This is a genomic window from Glaciecola sp. KUL10 (assembly GCF_003203515.1).
Taxonomy (GTDB): Bacteria; Pseudomonadota; Gammaproteobacteria; order Enterobacterales; family Alteromonadaceae; genus Glaciecola.
In genome coordinates, this window is sequence record NZ_BGNG01000007.1 from 150,212 (window position 1) to 171,945 (window position 21,734).

The window sequence follows — 21,734 nt, forward strand, 5'->3', positions numbered from 1 at the left end:
GTATAATGAATAATATAGAGAAATGCACATCGGGCAAGCAATATAGTTTAATTATCGATATCGGAAAAACCCATGTAAAGCTGCACGTACTCAATAGTATTTTGGAATCAGTGTATTCTAGGCAAATGACGAACACGGTTAATTTGGAAGATATTTATCCCAGTGCGAATATAGGCAAACTTTGGCAGTGGTTATGTGAAAACATCCAAGTGTTAACCGCTGAATATTGTATAGCTAAAATGACCATTACGACACATGGCGCTACTGCAGCATTAATTGACAGAGAATCATCAAAAACTGATGGCTTAGTGTTACCTATACTTGATTATGAGCACACTGCAGTTTTTGATGAAACACCAGATTATCAAGCCTTTCGGCCTGACTTTGAAGAAACATATTCTCCTTCTTTGCCGGCTGGTTTGAATTTAGGGCGACAGCTGTTTTGGCTAAAGAAAAACTATCCTCAGCAGTTTAGTCAAGCAACCGATATTTTGATGTATCCCCAGTATTGGGCATGGCGCTTTACCGGCCAGCGCTTGTCCGAAATTACATCTTTAGGTTGTCACACGGATCTTTGGTCGGTCAGGCACAATGATTACTCTAAACTTGTCAAAAAACTTGAATGCACAGACATGTTTCCTGAATTGCAACCTGCTTGGCAAAACTGCGGAAAAGTTCATACAGAACTGTGTGAATCTCTTGGGCTTGATCAAGATTGCCAGTTTTTCAGTGGTTTGCATGATAGTAATGCTAGCTTCTTACGCTATCGCTTGGCGAACGGAGATAAACCATTTATTGTCATTTCTACGGGTACTTGGACAATTTTGATGGCATCTCAAGTCAAGTTAAGTAACTTGAGTGCGAATAAAGACATGCTAGCAAATGTAGACGCTCTAAGCACCCCTATTGCTTGTGCAAGGTTTATGGGGGGGAGAGAGTTTGAATTGATATGTGAACAAGCTGGGTCTTGGCTTGGCGAACAGTTTGATGTTTTATCGTTGCAAGGTGTTATTGACCAAGGTGTGTTTGCTTTACCAGACTTTAGTGGGGGCTCTGGTCCATTTGGCGGCCAAGCTTCATCAATTCTTGGAGCGGTTGATAAAGTAAGTGGTATTGCACTAGCAACACTGTATTGCGCACTGATGATCGATTATCAACTTAATACGCTCCAAGCCAAGGGAAATATAATTATTGAAGGGGCCTTTCTGAAGAATCCATTACTTTGCGCGACACTGGGGCAACTTCGGCCTGAGCAAAAAATTCTGCTTTCTAAAGATGCCACTGGTACGGTTGTTGGAGCCGGTTATTTAACGGATTGGGGTAATTTAGATACGAATGTCGAGCTCAGCGAATCAAAACCTATCAAGTTAAATGGTTTGGATGATTATCGAAAGAAATGGCTTAGACTTGTTGAACACTAAACCGAAATTTTAACCGTGTAAAAGGGGAAACATCCCCTCTTAAAATATAACATCCTAGCTGTCAACTGCTTCAACAACGATGACTTCGACCCCTTTACTTTCGAAAAACGCAATGTCTTCATTGGATGCATCAGAGTCAGTAATTAAAATGTCTACGTCACTCAATGGGCAAAAGACAAAATTACTCTTGTTTCCAAACTTAGAACTATCAGCCAAAATGACGAGTTTCTCTGCTTGTTTTTTTAGTTTTTGTTCTGAGCGTATCAACAATGGATCTGACTCCATCACCCCAAACTTGCCTATGCCAGGCGTTCCCATAAACATCATACTGCCGTAATAATACTCGGTGCAGTCATTGTCGTATGAACTTAAAATAATGCCTTGTTCTCTGTATATTTCACCGCCGGGTAAGGTTACTTGGTTATCGCTATTCTCTGTTATATGGTTAGCAAGCACAAAGGAATTGGTGAGGATGTTTAAGTCAAGTTTAGGTAAAAACTCTCCCATCATGTAAGTCGAACTGCCACCATTTATGATGATTGAGTCGCCATCAGAACATAGCTCAACTGCTCTCTCAGCTATGCGCTTTTTAGTCTCGGAACGTTTCGTTTTGTCTACCATAAACGCTGAGCTGGCAATATGTTTCTTTTTCGGCTTGCTATTGATAGATTCGGCTCCGCCGCGAATTTTGTTGATTTCATTGCGTTGAGCCATCTTTGTGATGTCGCGTCTGATCGTTGCTTCTGAAGTATTTAGTTTTTCGGTTAAGCTGCGTACACTCGCAAATTGTTGTTGATCTAGAATGTCCTTGATCAATTGCTGCCTGTGCTTCTCTAACATTGGTAAGCCTTTCTCTGAGATACTACTAACTGTTGTTTTCATTTTCTTGACCTTATTCTAGTCGGCAACTTTGTATATGTACACTTCTAATATATCTTAGCGCAATCTGAACTAAAATGATAAAAAATGTTTAAATGTGAGTGTTGATGTTTGTTTTCAATCAGTTTTTTTATAGGGGTTTTTAGCATTTTGATAACATTTATGTAACTTTCATGAGTGTAATGATTTGATTTTAAGATGTTTTATGCTTTTCTGCTTCACTCTTTTTTGGGTCAATTTAAGTCTTAATGCTTCATTTACAATCATTTTTGAAAAGGTTAACCTATTGCCCTATGAAAAATAGAAGTAAGGCTTTAAGTATCTTACACAGATAAACAGTAAGTCTTCGAATTTTCTATCTTACGTACGCAAGTACAATTAACTAAATTTCGGAAAAAATTATGCAGGATTATTTGGTCAAGCAGTTTGGTTTAAGCGGTAAAGTTGCCATTGTAACAGGAGCGACACGAGGCCTCGGTCAAGCAATGGCAATAGCACTTGGAGAGGCTGGCGCAACAGTTGTGGTCGTAGGTTCTAGAATAGAAAACTTATCAGATACCGTTAATATATTAGAAGATAAAAATATCCCCTTTCTAGCACTTGCGTGTAATCAAAGCGACGGTGAACAAATCATTAAGGTGGTAAACGATAGCATTGCTAAGTTTGGTAAGATCGATATTTTGGTCAATAATGCTGGCACGATCAAGCGTTCTCCAGCCCACGAGTTTTCTGACGAAGACTGGGATGAAGTCATCAATGTGAATTTAAACGGTGTATTCAAGTTTTGTCGTGAAGTCGGCAAACATATGCTGACACAGGGATCTGGAAAGATTATAAACATAGCTTCATTACTAAGCTTTTCAGGCGGTATCACAGTGCCTGCCTATGCAGCAAGCAAAGGCGGTGTCGCTCAGTTAACAAAAGCGTTAGCAAATGAATGGGCCAGTGCTGGTGTTCAGGTAAATGCAATTGCGCCAGGCTATTTTGAAACGGACAACACCTATAACTTGCGTCAGGATACCGAGAGACATACGAGTATCACCGCAAGAATTCCAACCGGAGAGTGGGGAAAGCCAGAAGATCTCGCTGGTGCAACAGTTTTCCTGTCTAGTAAAGCATCTGATTACATGAACGGTCATATCATGCTTGTTGATGGCGGGTGGATGGCCCGTTAAGCTCATTCTAATGCCAATAAAAAAGCATATTTAAAGTAAGGAACAAGCATGGAATTCATGTTTTCTGCAGATAAAAGAAGTTACAAAGATATGCGCAACGATGAGTTGCGCGAGGCGTTCGTCACTGCTCCATTGTTCAGTGAAGGAAAGGTCAACCTGACTTATACAGACGTTGATCGTGGATTAGTAGGCGGAATAATGCCAACCGAAGAAAAGCTTATATTGCCCACTCACAAAGAGCTTGCATCGGATTACTTTTGCCAACGTCGAGAAGCGGGTGTTATCAACATAGGCGGCAGTGGCAGTATTACCGTTGATGGTGAAACATACAGCATGCTCAACAAAGACAGTCTATATATCGCAAAAGAAAGTAAGGTAGTTGAATTTTCATCTGATAATGTGTCAGAACCCGCAAAATTTTACCTTGTGTCATATCCGGCCCATAGAGTGACAAAAACAGTCCATGTACCTAAAAGCAAAGCGCAAACAGTCGCTCTTGGGTCACAAGAGACGTCCAACGAGCGAACAATATTCCAATCGATTCGACCAGGCATTGTGGATAGCTGCCAACTTGTAATGGGCATCACTGAACTAAAACCTGGGAGCGTTTGGAATACAAAGCCGCCACATACGCATTTTAGACGTACTGAAATTTACATGTATTTTGATTTACCTAAAGAAGAAAGAGTCTTTCACTTAATGGGTGAGCCTTCAGAGGTGCGTTCATTGTCTCTTCCAAGTGAAGTCGCAATCGCTTCACCCATGTGGTCAATTCACAGTGGTGTAGGCACCACCAACTACACTTTTGTGTGGGCAATGGGTGGCGAAAATCAAGAGTTTGATGATATGGATCACATTCAGGTTTCTGACCTTAAATAATGGCCAGGGTGCACCATGGCCCGTCCCTTTGTCGTTTCAAGCTGATACCATTGAGGCGACTTTGCTACTTTTTGTCTTTAGTACTTCATAATCACATCCTCATCACCACTTCATCAATTTTTAACTGATGATTATTCAATAAAAACTATGTTTTTAGTCATTAATGCAAATAATGTGTCAAATTAAATCAAAAAGTATCAAAATAAGTCTTTTGAAGCGGCGGTAGTTAATGTAAACTAACTGTTAAATTTAAAGATGAAAACGTTACAAGGGGGTTACGGCCTCTTGATTCAAGATGTTTCGGTTTAAAAATGCAAAATTAGTATCTTTAGGGTAACAATAAATATGAAGTTCAAAAATTATCGTCTATTCGGTGCTTTAGTCACCTCTTTAGCCTTAATCTCTGTAGCAGCAACTTCTCTGGCAGAAGAGAAACCCAATATCATTTTTATACTTGCAGATGACCTTGGGTTCAATCAGGTTGGTGCGTATGGGGATACCGTAATCAAAACGCCCAATATAGATCAGATGGCAAAAAATGGTATTCGGTTTGACCAAGCATACTCTGGCAATACTGTGTGTTCTCCATCTCGTGTCTCTCTTTTTACCGGTCGTGATGGCCGTTACATGAGTAATAATTCAAATACTGTCCAGTTGGAAGAAATTGATATCACAATGGCACATGTGCTTAAACATGCTAACTATGACACAGCGCTATTCGGAAAATACTCTATTGGTTCAAAAATGGGCGTGACAGATCCTCTTGCTATGGGCTTTGATACTTGGTATGGAATGTATTCAATTTTGGAAGGCCATAGACAATACCCTCATATACTTTGGAGAGATGGAGTTAAAGAACGCATTAGAGAAAATGAAGGCGGCAAGAAAGGTGCATATGCCCCTGAACTTTTTACTAACGAGACTATCGATTACATAAATCAGGAAAGAGACAATCCGTTTTTTGTAATGCTTGCCTATACGATTCCCCATGCTGATTTAGCCGTCCCAGAAAAATACAGTGATATGTATGATTTGGAAGAAACGCCGTATTTGGGCATGCAAAATGGTGAGCCAACTGATAAGTACGCTTGGTATTACCCCGAGCCTGTTGATAAACCAAATGCAGTAATGGCAGGAATGGTTAGTGCGCTTGATGACTATGTGGGAAAAATAATAAAAGCGCTTGAAGAGGCGGGGGAATTAGACAATACCATTATTATTTTCTCATCAGACAATGGACCTCATGATGAAGGCGGGGCAGATCCAGACTTCTTTAAAGCTTCTTCTCCTTATAAAGGGCAAAAGCGTGACTTATACGATGGTGGTATCCATGTTCCGATGATTATCCAATGGCCCGAAAAAATTAAAAAAGGCCGTGTTGATAATACCCCTTGGGCTTTTCATGATGTGCTCCCAACATTGGCAGATATCGCTGACGTAAATTTAGATATGGTCCCGCGTGTGCGCACTAACGGTGAATCGATCAAAGATTTACTGAATGATAGTCCGGTCCAAATGCCAGAGCGCATGCTTTATTGGGAATTCTCTAAACAAGTCGGAGACCCTAATTCTGGGGTCATTGGTGATACTTATCAAGCGGCAAGACGAGGTGATTGGAAAGCAGTTCGTTATGGGTTTGATGCACCACTTGAGTTGTACAACATAACGAAAGATCCTAATGAATCTAAAAACCTAGTCAACTCAAAGCCCGCACTAAGCGAAGAGTTTTTAAAGCTATTTGAAAAGTATAAAAACTAAGCTCTAGTCCTCAATTTTTGTTTACTAAATGGATACTAACGCATCCATTTAGTATTCCAACATACCATCTTGAAGGTGCAGTATTAATGAAAAATACCTTAAATCGATATTCAACGCTTAAGCAGGTCGCCCACCTTAGCGCTTTTTTAATGCTAACTCTTACGCTCGGCGCGTGCGCAAAGTTAGACCGCGAAACCAAAACTAGTCACTCAATATCTACTGACTTAGTCGACCACTTTGCTGATAACGGAACGGGCAACCCGCTAGCAGTTGTTCAGTATCCGGCTGGTGAATACCACGATGGCATTACTTATGTTTCTTATCAAGGTCCTTTTGAAGACCCTTATGTTGCTGCATACAATCATGAATCGAAAGAATGGTTAGGTCCGTTTAGAGCGGGAACAAGCGAGTTAGGGCGTCGAGAAGGAAGAACGAAGTTTGATAATCATGGTAAGCCCACTCTTTTAATAGATGATGAAGGTTATATTCACATCTTTTATGGCGGTCACGGAGGCGACAAACACCATGGTGACAACCCTTTAGGAAATGTTCATCACGGTGCTAATAAAAATTCAATTTCTAAGAGACCACTTGATATTTCAGAGTGGGAAGAAGTCGATAATATTTCCGTGTTCGGTACATACAACCAAGCTGTGAAAATGGACAACGGTGATATTTATCTTTTTTACCGTCATGGCGCTCATCGCAGTGATTGGGTTTATCAGTTGTCGACAGACAATGGTCGCACGTATTCTGAACCGGTCTCGTTTTTAAAACATAAACGGCGGGACGATCTTAAAGCTGTTGACAGCTGGTATGCGTGGGCAAGACGCGGTCAAGGCGACGACATTATCGTTGGTTTTGATTATCACCTTTGCTGGGATGGAGGTGCAGGGGTTAATGGAAGAGGTCACACAACACAGCGGCACGATGCACACTATATGGTCTTTAACACAAAAACTGGCGTGTGGCGAAATGTGAAGGGAGAACAGCTAACAATGCCACTCACGCGAGAGCAAGCTGAGCAAAAGACACTGGCGCTAGACACCGGAGACTCATGGACTTTTAACGGCACTGTTAATCTAGATAGTAATGGCTACCCGCATATTGCTATGAATTACGGAAAAGACTTAGGACATAAAACGGGAGGACCTAAGTTGACTCATCATATCAAGTGGGATGGCAAAACATGGTCTGATGGTATAAAAATCAATGGTCAAAAGTCAGGTATTTCTCGCGGAGACTTTATGTTTACACCCGATCAAAACATCCAGTATTTCTTATCTGAACAGGACGGTAAGGATGGTGTGATTTCTACTTGGACGAGTAATGATGGTGGAAAATCATTTGTCAAAACTAAAGAGTTATTGCGCAAACCAAAGGCTAGTTTTGCAACGACAGCGATCATCAAAAATTCGCATCCTGACGCACGTGTAATTGTAGGGGAACGCTCCAGTCTTACCCCCCATCGTAAGATATATTTAGTGGGAGAAAATGGTCCTATTCAGCGTCCGTTTAGTGATGCAACCCTACAAAAAGACACATCGACGTTTAAGAGCAAATAAAGTATTCAGTTTGAAAATTAATAAAATATTAGAGGTGTAATATGAACAAAAAAATGATTTCAGTAGCCCTAGCTATGAGTTTGACATTAGGTGCTTGTTCGCAGCAAAAGGAAGATACAAGTAGCGCTTCTAAAACAAATACGCCCGCACAGAGTGCTACGGTGAATAATGCAATCAATGAGCAAAGCAGTGCTGAGGAAATTCGCGAGTCTGCATTTGATATTGCAACGCGCAGTGGTACGTGGCAATTAGAGCAATTGGGCAATTTGACTTATATACCTGAATCTCACCGTGTAAAGTCTGAAAACCCTAAGTTTTGGATTCAGGCTGCACTCTATATAGGTTTAACAAAATGGGTTGAAGTATCGAAAAACCCTGAATTTATGAATCATTTAGAGAAAATGGCAAAAGAGCAAGAATATGCTTTATTGACTGATAGGCCTTATCATGCTGATGATCACACCATTGGTCAGACTTATTTATGGTTAACTGAACAAAATGGAAACCAGGATGCATACAAGCCTACTCAGCAGCACTTTGATTGGATATTAGCAAATAAGCCAAATGTGGGGCTTGAGTTGTTGGACAGCACTGCAAGTGGCTCAGGCAAAGTCCATAACGAAGGTAACTGCCAATTGCGTTGGTGCTGGGCAGATGCCTTATTTATGGCCCCACGCACATGGTTAAAGCTTTCAAATGTAACGGGTGATCCTAAATATTTCGACTATGCAGATGCTGAGTTTTGGGCTGCTGCAGATTATTTATTTTCAGACGAATATGGTTTGTTTTATCGCGATAGCCGTTATTTTGATATGAAAAGCGACAACGGTGAACCCGTCTTTTGGGGACGCGGAAATGGCTGGGTGTTCGCAGCGATTCCCCTTATTCTCGATGACTTACCAGAAGATCATCCTTCAAGACCTCGCTACATTGAATTATACAAAAAGAACGCTGCTGCCTTACTTAAGTTACAAACTTCAGAGGGGTATTGGCCAGCTTCGTTAAGAGACCCTAATAAAGTCAAAACACCAGAAGTGAGTGGTACCGGTTTCATTACTTACGGGCTTGCGTGGGGAGTAAATAATGGCTTGTTAACTGATCCAGAAGCCAAGACAATTGTCGAAAAAGGATGGGCAGCGTTAACAAGAGCAATTTCTGACGATGGCCGTGTCAACTGGGTTCAGCATGTAGGAAAATCACCTGATCCTGTTAAGAAGACAGATTCACAACTATACGGAACAGGCGCCGTTCTGCTAGCCGCCTCTGAAATGGCTAAGTGGCAGTAACACTAAACTAAGGCTGAAATACAACGATTGTATTTCAGCCTTTTTATTATAAGGGGTAAAAAATGAAAGTCATTTTATTTATAATTCTGACTGTCTTTATCTTTTCATGTGCACAACTTCCGACGTCTACAAACCCAGCATCAACTAACATACCAAAAATAAAAGTACTGATCGTCGATGGGCAAAACAACCACACCGTATGGCCAAAAGCTACGGTAATGATGAAAACATACTTAGAAGAAACAAATTTGTTTAGTGTTGATGTGTATCGCACAAAGCTCGTTTGGCGAGGGGAATCAGAGCTAGACTACTTAATGCCTTACAACAGTGACGAGCACAAGTTAGTGAAAGAACCCGCAAGCGACGAATCATTTAAGCCGCGGTTTGACGAGTATGACCTAGTCGTGTCTAACTTTGGTTATCGCGCCGCCGATTGGCCTCAGGATACTCAGCTAGCTTTTGAAAAATACATGCAAAATGGTGGCGGATTTGTTTCTGTACACGCTGCAAATAATACGTTTCCTGAATGGCATGAATATCAAAAAATGACTGGGTTAGGGGGCTGGGGAGGCCGAAATGAAACTAATGGACCCTATGTCTATTTTGATAACAACGGTAACCTGATAAGAGATCACAGTAAAGGTGAAGGCGGTGCTCATGGCACCAAACATGAGTTTCAAATAACAAAACGTAGTGAGCACCCGATATTAGATGGGATGCCAGATACTTGGATGCATGCTAAAGATGAATGTTACGGTAATTTACGTGGGCCGGCTGAAAACATGGTCGTCATCGCATCAGCACTTTGCCCTAAAGAAGAGAAGGGCACAGGCAAGCATGAACCAATTTTAATGGTGTTAGAATATGGAAAGGGACGTATTTTTCACACCACATTAGGTCACCAACAAACATCATATGAGAGTGTGGGGTTTATTACCACGTTCCTTCGAGGTGCAGAATGGGCTGCGACAGGAAATGTGACACTTACAATTCCCAATGACTTCCCGAGTGAATTCGAATCATCAATACGCGAGTTTTCAAAATAAACGCGGTCATTTTTAGCCTAAAGGAGCTGAATATGTTTAAAAAGCAATACATTAATAAAAGCCTCTTATCACCTTGCGGTTCACATTTTAAGAGCATATTGCTGATAGCAATATTCGCTTTAGGATCTTGTGTTAGTCAAAACAGTGCTATAGAAAATAGTGCTAAACATACCTTAAAAGATGAATCTCTTCCAAATATAGTCTTGATATTGTCTGATGACCAAGCTTGGAATGATTATAGTTTCATGGGGCATGACGTGATCTAAACACCATCACTTGATAAGTTGGCTGCTGAAGGGGTCACCTTTACCAGAGGATACGTGCCAACATCATTGTGTCGCCCGTCACTGGCGACAATAGTTTCAGGGCTTTATGCCTCGCAGCACGGCATTACCGGAAACGATCCATCCAGAAAATTACCCGGTGGAAAAACGGGAGAGTTGTATCAGCAGCAACGCGCTGAAATTATAGCCAAGATAGATAACGTGCGCACATTGCCTAATCTACTTAAAGAAAAGGGATATCGCTCGTTACAGACTGGCAAATGGTGGGAAGGTCATTTTACTCGCGGAGGATTTGATGAAGGGATGACGCGAGGATTTCCTCAAGAGGGAGGGCGTCACGGAGATCATGGGTTAAAAATCGGTCGAGAAGGTTTAGACACTGTCACTCGTTTTATTGATAAAACTGTCGCAGAAGATACACCATTTTTTATTTGGTATGCTCCATATTTACCTCATACTCCACACAACCCACCAAAGCGAATTTTAAAGAAGTACCAAGGGAAAGGATTGCCAGAATCGGTCGCGAAGTACTATGCAAATGTTGAGTGGTTTGATGAAACCAATGGCCAATTAATAAGCTATCTAGAGGATAAAAACCTAAGAGATAACACACTCATTGTATATGTCACAGACAATGGGTGGCTTGCAAATCCAGCGCAACTAAATCGTTTTTTACCACATTCAAAGCAGAGCCCCGGTGAAAGTGGTATACGTACACCGATCATGTTTTCACTGCCGAACCAACTGAGTCCACAAATGCGAACTGACCTGGTAAGTAGCATTGATATCGTGCCTACTATCCTTGGTGCAGCCGGCGTGGATATTCCTGATAACTTGCCCGGATTAAATCTATTTGAGGATATGAAAAATGAAACACCAATAGGCCGGGATACCATCTTTGGTGAAGGGTTTGCACACGACATGGATGATTTAAATGATCCAGAATCTACGCTCATGTATCGATGGGTAATTGAAGGTGAATGGAAGTTAATCTTAAGTTATGACGGATTGAATGTAAGTTATAAGGCGCATCATAAAGAGGTTTTAGGCGCGCCGAGGTTATATAACTTAATTGATGATGAACATGAGCAAAACAATTTGGCAAAAGAATACCCTGAACTTGTAAATCGTCTATCCAATAAACTAGTCGATTGGTATCTCGTAAATAGCCGAAAAGTCTTGAATGCGGAATAAGTATAAGGATAGTTAGATGGGTGAAATCGGCAACGCAATGTATATCATGCTAGCAAAAAGAACAATCATGAGTATAAAGGCTTTTGGCTTAATTGTTTTTTTACTCTTGTGGCAATTATCAAACGCGATAGCAAACGAACATCCGTCTAAAACTGAGCCATTGGTTTTGAGTGCAGACTTCACTGATCAAAACGAACATGTGGGCGAAGTTTTTGATTTCTTTGATGTAAGTGTCAGAACTCAAAATGCTTCTGCCAACTCTATTCCCGCTAAGTTTGGGAGACGAGCAAAAGTTAATACGGTCAGAATGCTGGGTGGCTTTTTCAATCGAGACGTGGAAGCGGATACATATAAGTGGAATGGTAAAGAATATGTATACGATTTTGCTCAGGCTACCAAACGCATAGATACTTGGCTTGAGAAAGACTGGGATATATTTCAGATTGTTCTTGATAATCCTCCGTGGGCTTTTCAGCGTGGCTATAAATTTGTTGCTAAAGCAAATGGCAAGGACTACTTACAAGAGGATGCTCGTGGTGTTTATGGAAACGTGTTGCCGCCAAACGACCCAATTGCTTGGAATAATTATATTTCAGCGTTTATTCAACATTTAATTGATACTTATGGCAAAGAAACCGTCATGGGCTGGAGGTTTCGGATTGGCTCTGAAATAGATACGCGACCACAGCATTGGGCTGCAACTCGACAGGAGTTTTTTGAACACTATAAAAACACTGTAGAAGCCGTACATTCAGTTTTACCAAACGTAAAAGTAGGGGTTCAGTTTCGGGAAGCGTCGTTTAAGGGCAGGTATGTTGATTACACGGGCAATACGGAGGATGCGTATGCTCCTCATTTTATAAAATGGGCAAAGGCTAACAATATTCATTATGACTTTGTCGCGATATCTTATTACCCACATATTCATAAATCCAAAGAGCTTAACATGGAGCATGTTTATGAACATGATATGGCACCGATTAAAGAACATCCTGATTGGAACTTAGATGCTAGCTTTGAAATCCATGAATTTAAACTTATCTCTAAGATGCAGCGAGCTGGTTTTGTTAGTGTATCGACTTCCCATAGTTCTGCGTTTTTTGCGATGCTATCAAAATTAGTACTAGAAAAAAAAGTGTCTGAAATTTTTCAGTGGGGCAATGCTAGAAATGGTGATTATATCTCTGAGGCTATGACACAATTGGCACTTCACTCTATGCTTGGCAATCAAATATTTAGGAGTCACGTGCTAGGTGAATCAAAAATAGCGGGCAACAATATAAACGGTATTTTTACGCAAACACCTGATAAGGCAGGCTTCGATATTCTGCTATTTAATTTCAATGCAGATGATTTGTCTTATCAGGCTTCCGAGCATGTAAATATCGTCCTGAATGTTGATATACCCATGGAAAGTGAGCTTTTATACCGAGTTGCGAATATAGATGCTAGTAACAATCATATTGATATGTTCTATGCGCAATTTGCTGAAAAGTTGACTTTAGAAACAGAGGGAGGTTGGTTAATTCATGATATCCACCCAACCGCTGCACCAAACAAGCGGCTTAACCAAGCTGGGCAAAACGCATTTAAAAAAGCAAAAAAAGCATACGGAAAAAGTAACCAGTTGCAATGGAATGAACGGCATAGGGTAAGTATTAAAAAAAGTGAGCTTGGGCAGACACAGCTTATTATTCCTAGTCAAATCACGTCATTTGGCGTGCAAAGAATTGAAGTACGAGAGGCAGATAGGCACTGATACTTTGTGACTCCGTTTTCACACTCTCAGCGGCTTAGTTAATAAACAAGTAGTAGTTTCGTAACCTTCATAGACTTAAATACATCAACCAATCAAAATTACTCAAAACTATACGTGCAGGTCTCGGGGAAATAAAAAATTGATAATTAAACGTTAACTAACTCGTGACTTTAATAACGTTGAACCTCTCTATGTTTATGATATTTAATTTAAAATTTATGGTTTTTATTCGTTAATTTAATGTTGCGAAAATGAACTAATAGCTTGGAAAAAGAGCGAGATTCAATCATAATAAATCATTGTCAGTCACTAGGCTTTGTGGGAAATGCTTGAATGTTAGTATTGTTTATTAAATTCGTAATAGTAGTAGCTATATCTATTTTAGCTGGCTGCATAAGTACTGACTCGCTTCCTCAAAATTTGCTTAATTCATCACTTTCAAAATTCGAAAATATTTACCCACATGGTGACGCAAAGTTTGAAAATGGAGAGTTAAGTCTAACATCAACAAAAAACTGGTTCCTCACTACAAAAGACACTTATCGAGATTTTGTATTGACTGCTGAAGTTCGTTTGCCTGATGTTAAAGAATATAGTAACTCAGGAATTTTGTTTCGAGGACAAGTAAAACAGACAGATGAGGGGCGAATAGTAATGGGCTATCAAGCAGAAGTTGACCCAAGTACTAGAAAATGGAGCGGTGGTTTGTTTGACCAAGGTCGCCGGTTATGGCTACACCCGCTTCATGCCAAACGCTCAAAACCAGATGAAAAGTTTATTAAGACGTTTATTCCAACATGGACTGATGAGCTATCTAATGCATATAAACACCTAAGGTGGAACCGCTACAGAATTGAATGTCGTGGCAATGAAATTAAGATCTATGTGAACGATACTTTAACGACGCATGTGCTTGATAGTACTGATCAAGAGGGGGTTATTGGTTTTCAACATCATGGCAGCAAACAGTTACTTGAAAACGGTAGAACCGACAATGTCGTGAGGTTTCGCAATGTGTTTATTAAAGAGCTGTAGCACACTCACCAAGCGTTATTTTTTTCATGTCAAGTGAACACTGCTGAAAGTCAGTATCATGCCTATAATCAAAAAGAGGTTAACATGTTTTTCAATCAATACCGTATATCGCAAGTAATTAAGTACGTCTCATTAGTAATGGGGTTATTAGTGCTTTCATCTTGTGTGAAAAACACAAAAACCGAGCAATCAGCCTCGCCATCGCCTCCTGGATCATTAAGTGTAGGTGAAGGGTTTGTTAACCCAATTGGTTATTATGAGTCAGTTCCTCGCTTTTCTTGGAAGTTGGATCCGCAATCTTCTATCACCGCACAAAGTGCCTACCAAATTCAAGCAGCGAGCAGTCTTGAGTTACTCAAAAGTGAGCCAGACTTGTGGGATAGTCAGAAGGTTACTTCCAGTAAGACGTCTTGGCTACATTTTGAGGGTGCTCCATTAGCGTCTAGGCAAGTTTTATACTGGCGAGTGCGTGTATGGGATGAAAACAATATAGTTTCTCAGTGGAGTGAGGCACAACCCATTGAGCTTGGTTTATTAAATAACAGTGATTGGAACGCAAATTGGATAGGCCATCCGGACACTGATCTAAATAAAGCGCCCTCGCAGCAAGTACTTGCAACACCTCAATATCTAAGAAAATTATTCAATGTGTCAGGAGACGTTAAAAAAGCGCGTTTATATATTACTGCTAAAGGCTTATTTGCACCGCAAATTAACGGGAAAAAAGTATCAGAACAGGACGTAATGACACCCGGTTGGACTCCCTATGCCAAGCGTATAGAGTCTTTGAGCTACGATCTTACTGAGCAACTCGTTCAAGGTGAAAATTCGCTTGCAGCAAGTATTGCGGGTGGTTGGTATGCGATGCGAATGGCAAACCACATTGAACAAGATCATTTGGTTCCCGCGCGTTTACTCGCTCAGTTAGAAATTACTTATGCCGACGGTAGAATAGAAACAATAGTCACTGACGATACTTGGCTTTCTAGCATGGATGGCCCCATCCGCTTTGCAAGTATCTATGATGGCGAAAAATATGATCAAAATAAAGAAATGCTTGGATGGGCTAGCCCTCAATTTGAGCCGAAAGGATGGCAACCAGCAATAAGTGAAAAAATGGATGATGTGATCGCTATTAAACCAAAACGTCACGAGCCAATTCGGATTATCGAAGAGATGTCTGTTTCTCAAATTGTGAGTGATGAAAATGGTAAAGTGGTGTTTGATTTTGGCCAAAATATGGTGGGTGTACCCAAACTAAATTTGCCAGTTGTTAAAGGGCAAGAAGTTAAAATTCGGTTCGCAGAGGCTTTACATAAAGGCGAGTTTTATACCGACAATTATCGCAGTGCCAAGTCAACTAATTACTTTATACCAAGTGTGACAGGTGTCATTCAATATCAGCCTACTTTCACCTATCACGGTTATCGTTATGTCGAAATTTCTGGTCACGATACATCATTACCTGCAACTAAAGATTGGGTCACTGCCATGATTCAGCATTCAGATATTGATTTACATGCCAACTTTGAAAGTTCTCATCCAAAATTAAATCAACTAACTAGCAATATTATATGGGGTATGCGCAGTAATTTTTATGATATCCCTTTAGATTGCCCACAGCGTGATGAAAGGCTTGGTTGGACAGGTGATGCACAAGTATTTGTAACGCCCTCAATGTACATGGCTGATGTTTATGGTTTTTGGTCAGCATGGTTACAAAGTGTTCGGGAAGAGCAAGGTGAGGATGGCAAAATTCCTGTTTATATTCCTTTTGTTGAATGGATTAATTTTGCCTCTTCTGGTTGGGGGGATGCAGTAACCATTATACCTTGGGAGTTGTATGTCTTAACGGGTGATAAAACTATCCTTGAAGATAACTATGAGATGATGAAAAAGTGGCTCAATTTCCATGAAAAGAAAAGTAATAACTACATCTCTAAAATGACCACGTTTGGTGATTGGCTTCAGCCTTATCCTGAAATATTAAAAGAAGGTGATAATGGAAACAGAGGGAATACGAGTTTTAGCTTAATCGGCACTGCTTATTTTGCTCGTTCTGTTGAATTAACCCTTAAATCAGCAAAAGTACTTAATCAGACAGGCGATATTCAAATGTTGACCGAACTCCATCAAAAAATTAAACAAGCATTTTTAAATGAATTTTTTGATGATCAACTTAATCTTGTTGGCGCAATACCAACGCAAACGACTTATCTTCTTGGATTAGCTTATGATTTATTTCCTGAAGACAAAACCCCACTTGCGCTTAATAAACTAATTGGTTTAATCGCAGATGCAGACAACCATCTGCGCACTGGTTTTTTGGGTACCCCTTTGTTGACCCAAGTGCTTCAAGAGTTTGGGAGAAGTGACTTAGTTTATGAACTCCTATTTAAAGAAACTTACCCTTCTTGGTTCTATTCAATCAATAATGGTGCAACAACAACATGGGAAAGATGGAATAGCTACTCTTTAGAAGATGGTTTCAATCCGCAAGGAATGAACTCTTTAAATCATTATGCATATGGCACAGTTTCAAGATGGTTTTATGAAGGGATCTTAGGCATCACAGCAGCGATGCCCGGCTTCAAAAAAATTAATATTGAGCCACAATTTGGTCAGCAATTGCAGCATGCAAAGGGTGGCTACAAAACGCCACATGGTGAAGTCAGCGTCAGTTGGGAGATTCAAGGCGGTGCGTTAATGATGTTAGTGACAGTACCTAAAAACACCACTGCTGATGTAAAGCTACCAACGGTTGATTTATCGAGTATCACCTTGAATGGAAGCGACGCGACATTAGATAAACTTTTAAATTTATCACCAGGGAAACATAAGATTGAAGCTAACGTAAGCCTATAAGGGTGAAAGAAAATGAGCAAACATTTTATTAGCTATTCATTACTCGCGTTCTTTGTGGGCGCAGCCCATACGCACGCGAATGAAGGTGCAGTTGCTTCTCCCAAAGAGGGTTCTGCTGACATGATATCAGAAGGGTTCGAAAATGGTGGATGGAACGCGCCTCACTCAAGAGGATTTACGCCAGGGTTAAACAAAGGTATACCCGAAGGGTTTATGTTTAATCAACTTCAGGGTAATCATTCATTTGAATTAGAAGACAAAATCGTCCGTGAAGGAAACTATTCAGCAAAGCTTGTTTGGTATCATAAGCACCCCGCTAAGTTTAATGGTGACGAACGTAAAGTCGATAATGTCGACCGTAAAGCAATGTTTCACGGTTTTAAAACTAAAAAAGTATTGGGTGCCGAAGCATGGTATGGTTTTAGCTTTTTCTTTCCCGCTGATGGAACCGCAAATGAGCCTAATCATTGGTTGTTTTTTCAAATACATGGTAGTGCGGATAAACGATTGAATGAACACTCACGTAATCCGCCTTTTTACATTTCTCTTGACGAGAAGGGACTATTTGGCAGTTGGAAATGGGATCCTGATGAAAAAAGTATTACTCGCTCAGGAAAAGGTACCGAGTCGTATAGGGTACCTGGTAAAAAATCCGATTACCTTGGGCGATGGGTTGACTTTGTCGTTCATGTGAGAGTTGATTATTCCGATTCAAAGACTGGATTAATTGAGTTATGGGTAGATGGGAAGAAGGTACTCAATAAGCATAATATTCAATTTGGATACAACGATGATAATGGCATATATCCTTCCTGGGGAATGTATTTCAATGGCGACTTAAGTGTTATGCAAAATGATCATTATTTGTATTTAGATGAAATTAAAATGACTGATGAAAAAAACGCAAACTATGAGACGGTCGCTCCAAAACTCCTAAAAGCAAAATAAACTTCTAAGTAGTTACATAACTAAACAACCTTAGGTTTGGTGCTCCCCTGGTAGCAATAGATCGCTCAGTTGCCAAGCATAAAAAAAGCTTAACTAAACGTTAGCTTTTTTGTGTTATTTGGACTGTTCCTAAAAGTTTAGGAACAGTTTGTTTCTAAAATGAATACGTCGCGAAAACTTGATACTGACGGCCTGCATAACGAACGCGATGAATCGCATCTTCGTTTCCACCAATAAAATCATATTCTTGACGATTGTTTAAGTTAAACGCACGTAGGTTAAGTCGTAAGTTTTTATTCCATCTGTAAGAGGCAGATAAGTCTAAACGACCACCCGCAGTTTGAGAGCGAGCGTCACTGCCTAAGAATGTTGGATCACCACCACCCGCACTTAGTAGCTTCTCATCCTGCCAGTTGTACGCAAGACGAATACTGATGCCATCATTTTCCCAATATGTAATCAGGTTATATGAGCGAGGTGCAATTCTCGTCATTGGAGGTGCATCTGGGCCTTCATCTGTCTTAACATACGTGTAGTTAAATACACCACCAAAACCGTTCCATGGATAAGGAAGGAAATCTAATTTCTGCTGAATAGCAAGTTCAAAGCCATTCACATCAATTGTTGCATCAATGTTCGTATATTCACGGATGTTTACAGCACGGTTATCTGTTGTTTCACCTGTTTCTGGGTCAGTAAATGAGCCTACTTCTTGACAGATAAAACCACCATCTGGTTGATCGATTTGTTCAAGGTCGCCAACCAGTCCACCAAACTGAGCTTCATTGCCAACTGGACAAATAGTCTGTCGATCAAACAAGTTTGTAATTTCTTTTCTGAAATAGCCCACAGAAACCGCACTACCATCTCGGTTATACCATTCAAGAGAAAGGTCGTAACTCGTTGAGGTATAGGGCTCTACGTCACTTCTAGGATTGTCGATACGAACACTGTTCACACTTGAAGCAATCTCGCCACTAGGTGTTTGAGACCTCAAATTTGGGCGCACAAGACCTTCTGCATACGCAGTACGAAGCACTACATCGTCACTGACTTCTAGCGCCATATTAAATGATGGTAAGGTGTGATCATAATCGTTTTCAGTTACAAATGGCACGTCCTCACCGTTAATAAAGCCGGAGCCGATTAGGTCATTTTTGGTTTCTACGTGACGAACACCGATGTTGCCCGAGTAAAACATATTACCGATATCACCTTCAAAATCAGCCATAATATAGGCCGCATTGATTTGTTGCTCGACAGAGAAGTTATTCGCGTAGAATTGATTTCGACCACCGGCCGTTCTGATGAACCAACCCGTATCTCCTGCTAATACAGCACCTTCAGGAATATCACGGTCTGCTTGTAGTAATCGTTTAAGGTTTTCTGAATCTAAGACTCTCCAACCGTTATTAATATCGTAATAACCAGGGAAGTCACCATTAAAGTATTCTGCCTGGCCATCTGATGTTAATGAGTCACGAAAAATCGTTTCGTCAGATAAACCGCTTGTGTTAATGCCACCTGCACCGATTCTGAAGTCATCGTTAACAAGCTCTTCATTAGATTGACGCACACCAAACTTAACAGAGGTGATTTTTGCAGAATCAACACCAAAATCAACAAAGCGCTTAGCGTTAGCTTCAAAACTATTAAAATCACGCTCAGGTCGGTCAACACGACCGTTGACGTAAAGTCTTACATCTCTGCGGCCATTTACAGCTTTATCTAAACGTGTATCAAAGCGCGTTAGCGGAACGCTGCCCCAGTTTCCAGTATATGTAAAGTTATCGATTCCCGTTAGAGAAGAGGATGCACTACCTAAGTCACCATTTCCTGTATTGATAAACCCAGTGATACCTGTTGGTTCAAAACCATTGTTGTTACGCGAGGTTAGATGGCGAACATCAAGGCCTTCATTAACAAATTCATTTGATGCGTTAGATGCACTTACTGTGCTATCTATTACCCAATTTTCGTTAGCATAATTACCGTATAAAAAGACACCTTTCGCTTCTTCGATATATGAAAACAATCGATTGGCTGGCGCCCAACTAACATTGGTTAGCCTTACTTGGTCTACAGAATAGATCGGATTGCCATCTGCACCGTCGTTTAGTCGAACAGGGCTACCGATTAGGTCAACTTCTTGAATGACTTGTCCAGTGTTTTCGCCCCGAGTGTAGCGAGTATCAAGTTGGCGACGAATAGAAAAGTTTACGTCTTCCATGTTACTTTCATCGAGCGTACGCTTGGTATATAGAACATTAGCGCCTAACTTTAAATTATCAGTTGCTTTCCATTCGATATTACCAGTAGCCGAGATTCTGTCACCTCTGGCATTCTCTGTAATTTGGCGAGCACGAATCGGTGCATAAATACTCGCATTTTCTTCAAGACCATGGCGCTGGATAAATTCATCAACATTGGCCACGTCATTATTAACAAAGGCGCGCTGATCCCAGTTTGCTGTGTCACGGCGGAAGTTTTGTTCTGAAGCTGCAATTTTACCAGCAATGGCAAGCTTATCTTTTATCAAATGCTTAGTACCTGAAAAGCGAAACTCTGTGTCCCAAGCTTGCGATAGCTCTTCATAACGACTACCTAGGCTAACTGAATAGCGACCGTCGGACTTACTTAATGCTCGCTGTAGTTTCTTATCAACTACGCCCGCGATACCGCCTTCTTGGATATCAGCGGTTGGACTTTTAATGACTGTAATACCATCAAATACACTCGCTTCGAAGGAGCCAAAAGGGTTTGTGCTGCCAACTTGGCTAGTCGAGCGACTAGGTGTTGCAAATGATTGACCTTCTGCGGTCGTCTTTACAAATCCACTTCCAAGGCCTCGCAAACTGATTTCCGAATTACGTTGAGCATCTTCGGTATTTAGTTGCACGCCCGGCAATGCTTGTAGGGCTTCTCCCAAGTCAAGCGCTGGGAGAGAGTCAATGTCTTGAGCAGATATTGCATCAACAACTGAATTTGCGTTTCTTTTTACGTCAAGAGCTGCTTCTAAAGAGCTCCTTACGCCTTTTACTTCGATTACCTCTAACGTACTTTCATTTTTATTTTCTAGCGCTGAATTAACTTCTTGAGCTATTAGTGAAGGCGCGCTGACTGCTAATAACATGCCAGTAACACTGCATATTAGGGTTGAACGAGCTTGTTGTGTCTTATTAGATAATGGTTTTTTCATTGTGAAACCTTAATTCTTTAAAACCTCTAATTCAGCGGTCATGCATTTTAGAGGTTTTATTGTGTGCTGTATTGTCATTAAATTATTCTTTGAATGATGCTCTAAACGCCTTAATCACTCAAAAGAAATCATTTACAGTCATAAATATACACGATGTAAAGTTTAAAGCAATGGGTTGTTAAATATTTGTTGTTTTAATGTGTGATGTGGTTTGTTTGGTTATATCAATGATTGGATTTATTTAAGTGTTTGATTTAAAAGATTTATATTGTTTTTTTTGCTTGTTTTTCATTGCAGACTAATGCCAATAGATAAATATAAATAATTTTTATGACAATGAATTATTCAACATTTGTTAACCGTCATTAACTTGCAAATCTGCTTAATTTTAATGCGAATTGTTTAAAGTTAAATTATAGGGAATTATGAGAGGCAAGGCTG

Annotated in this window: 14 protein-coding genes and 1 pseudogene; 13 read left to right on the forward strand and 2 right to left on the reverse strand. The window is 40.4% G+C overall.

What is annotated here, in order from left to right; genetic code table 11:
* Nucleotides 1-5: 5 nt before the first annotated feature.
* On the forward strand, nt 6-1,421 hold the full coding sequence (locus KUL10_RS13175; protein WP_110429405.1) for an FGGY-family carbohydrate kinase: 1,416 nt from the start codon (nt 6-8) through the stop codon (nt 1,419-1,421).
* Nucleotides 1,422-1,475: 54 nt separating this feature from the next.
* On the opposite strand, the gene KUL10_RS13180 is transcribed toward KUL10_RS13175, so the two are convergent.
* Nucleotides 1,476-2,303: a DeoR/GlpR family DNA-binding transcription regulator gene (locus KUL10_RS13180; RefSeq protein ID WP_233499822.1), complete on the reverse strand. Its 828-nt coding sequence runs from the start codon at nt 2,301-2,303 to the stop codon at nt 1,476-1,478.
* Between the two features lie 398 nt (nt 2,304-2,701).
* On the opposite strand from KUL10_RS13180, the gene kduD reads away from it, so the two are divergent.
* From kduD to KUL10_RS13235, 12 genes and pseudogenes are all read left to right on the forward strand, one after another.
* Entirely contained in the window at nt 2,702-3,475 is a 774-nt protein-coding gene (gene kduD, locus KUL10_RS13185) for a 2-dehydro-3-deoxy-D-gluconate 5-dehydrogenase KduD (RefSeq protein ID WP_110429406.1), read from the forward strand.
* A gap of 48 nt (nt 3,476-3,523) precedes the next feature.
* A complete protein-coding gene (gene kduI, locus KUL10_RS13190; RefSeq protein WP_110429407.1) occupies nt 3,524-4,354 on the forward strand; it encodes a 5-dehydro-4-deoxy-D-glucuronate isomerase in 831 nt (276 codons plus the stop codon).
* 345 nt (nt 4,355-4,699) lie between these two features.
* Nucleotides 4,700-6,112, forward strand: coding sequence for a sulfatase-like hydrolase/transferase (locus KUL10_RS13195; RefSeq protein ID WP_110429408.1), 1,413 nt, complete (start codon nt 4,700-4,702; stop codon nt 6,110-6,112).
* An 86-nt stretch (nt 6,113-6,198) separates the two neighbouring features.
* Nucleotides 6,199-7,677 carry a BNR-4 repeat-containing protein gene (locus tag KUL10_RS13200; RefSeq protein WP_233499823.1) on the forward strand — a complete coding sequence of 493 codons (1,479 nt, stop codon included), beginning with the start codon at nt 6,199-6,201 and terminating at the stop codon, nt 7,675-7,677.
* A gap of 41 nt (nt 7,678-7,718) precedes the next feature.
* Nucleotides 7,719-8,963, forward strand: coding sequence for a glycoside hydrolase family 105 protein (locus KUL10_RS13205; protein ID WP_110429409.1), 1,245 nt, complete (start codon nt 7,719-7,721; stop codon nt 8,961-8,963).
* A 62-nt stretch (nt 8,964-9,025) separates the two neighbouring features.
* Nucleotides 9,026-10,009 carry a ThuA domain-containing protein gene (locus KUL10_RS13210; RefSeq protein ID WP_110429410.1) on the forward strand — a complete coding sequence of 328 codons (984 nt, stop codon included), beginning with the start codon at nt 9,026-9,028 and terminating at the stop codon, nt 10,007-10,009.
* Between the two features lie 32 nt (nt 10,010-10,041).
* The gene (locus KUL10_RS18850) at nt 10,042-10,275 is read left to right on the forward strand and encodes a hypothetical protein (protein WP_233499824.1); all 234 of its coding nucleotides are present in this window, start codon (nt 10,042-10,044) and stop codon (nt 10,273-10,275) included.
* 12 nt (nt 10,276-10,287) lie between these two features.
* Nucleotides 10,288-11,487: pseudogene (locus KUL10_RS13215) on the forward strand (sulfatase-like hydrolase/transferase); the annotation flags it as partial.
* A gap of 16 nt (nt 11,488-11,503) precedes the next feature.
* A complete protein-coding gene (locus KUL10_RS13220) occupies nt 11,504-13,246 on the forward strand; it encodes a hypothetical protein (protein ID WP_110429411.1) in 1,743 nt (580 codons plus the stop codon).
* Nucleotides 13,247-13,579: 333 nt separating this feature from the next.
* Nucleotides 13,580-14,281, forward strand: a complete 702-nt coding sequence (locus KUL10_RS13225) for a DUF1080 domain-containing protein (protein ID WP_110429412.1) — start codon at nt 13,580-13,582, stop codon at nt 14,279-14,281.
* Between the two features lie 84 nt (nt 14,282-14,365).
* Nucleotides 14,366-17,146 carry an alpha-L-rhamnosidase gene (locus tag KUL10_RS13230; RefSeq protein WP_110429413.1) on the forward strand — a complete coding sequence of 927 codons (2,781 nt, stop codon included), beginning with the start codon at nt 14,366-14,368 and terminating at the stop codon, nt 17,144-17,146.
* A 12-nt stretch (nt 17,147-17,158) separates the two neighbouring features.
* Nucleotides 17,159-18,094 (forward strand): heparin lyase I family protein, encoded by a 936-nt coding sequence (locus tag KUL10_RS13235; RefSeq protein WP_110429414.1) that lies wholly within the window; start codon nt 17,159-17,161, stop codon nt 18,092-18,094.
* Between the two features lie 154 nt (nt 18,095-18,248).
* Here the strand turns inward: KUL10_RS13235 and KUL10_RS13240 are convergent, their stop codons facing one another.
* Nucleotides 18,249-21,293 carry a TonB-dependent receptor gene (locus tag KUL10_RS13240; protein ID WP_110429415.1) on the reverse strand — a complete coding sequence of 1,015 codons (3,045 nt, stop codon included), beginning with the start codon at nt 21,291-21,293 and terminating at the stop codon, nt 18,249-18,251.
* Nucleotides 21,294-21,734 lie beyond the last annotated feature (441 nt).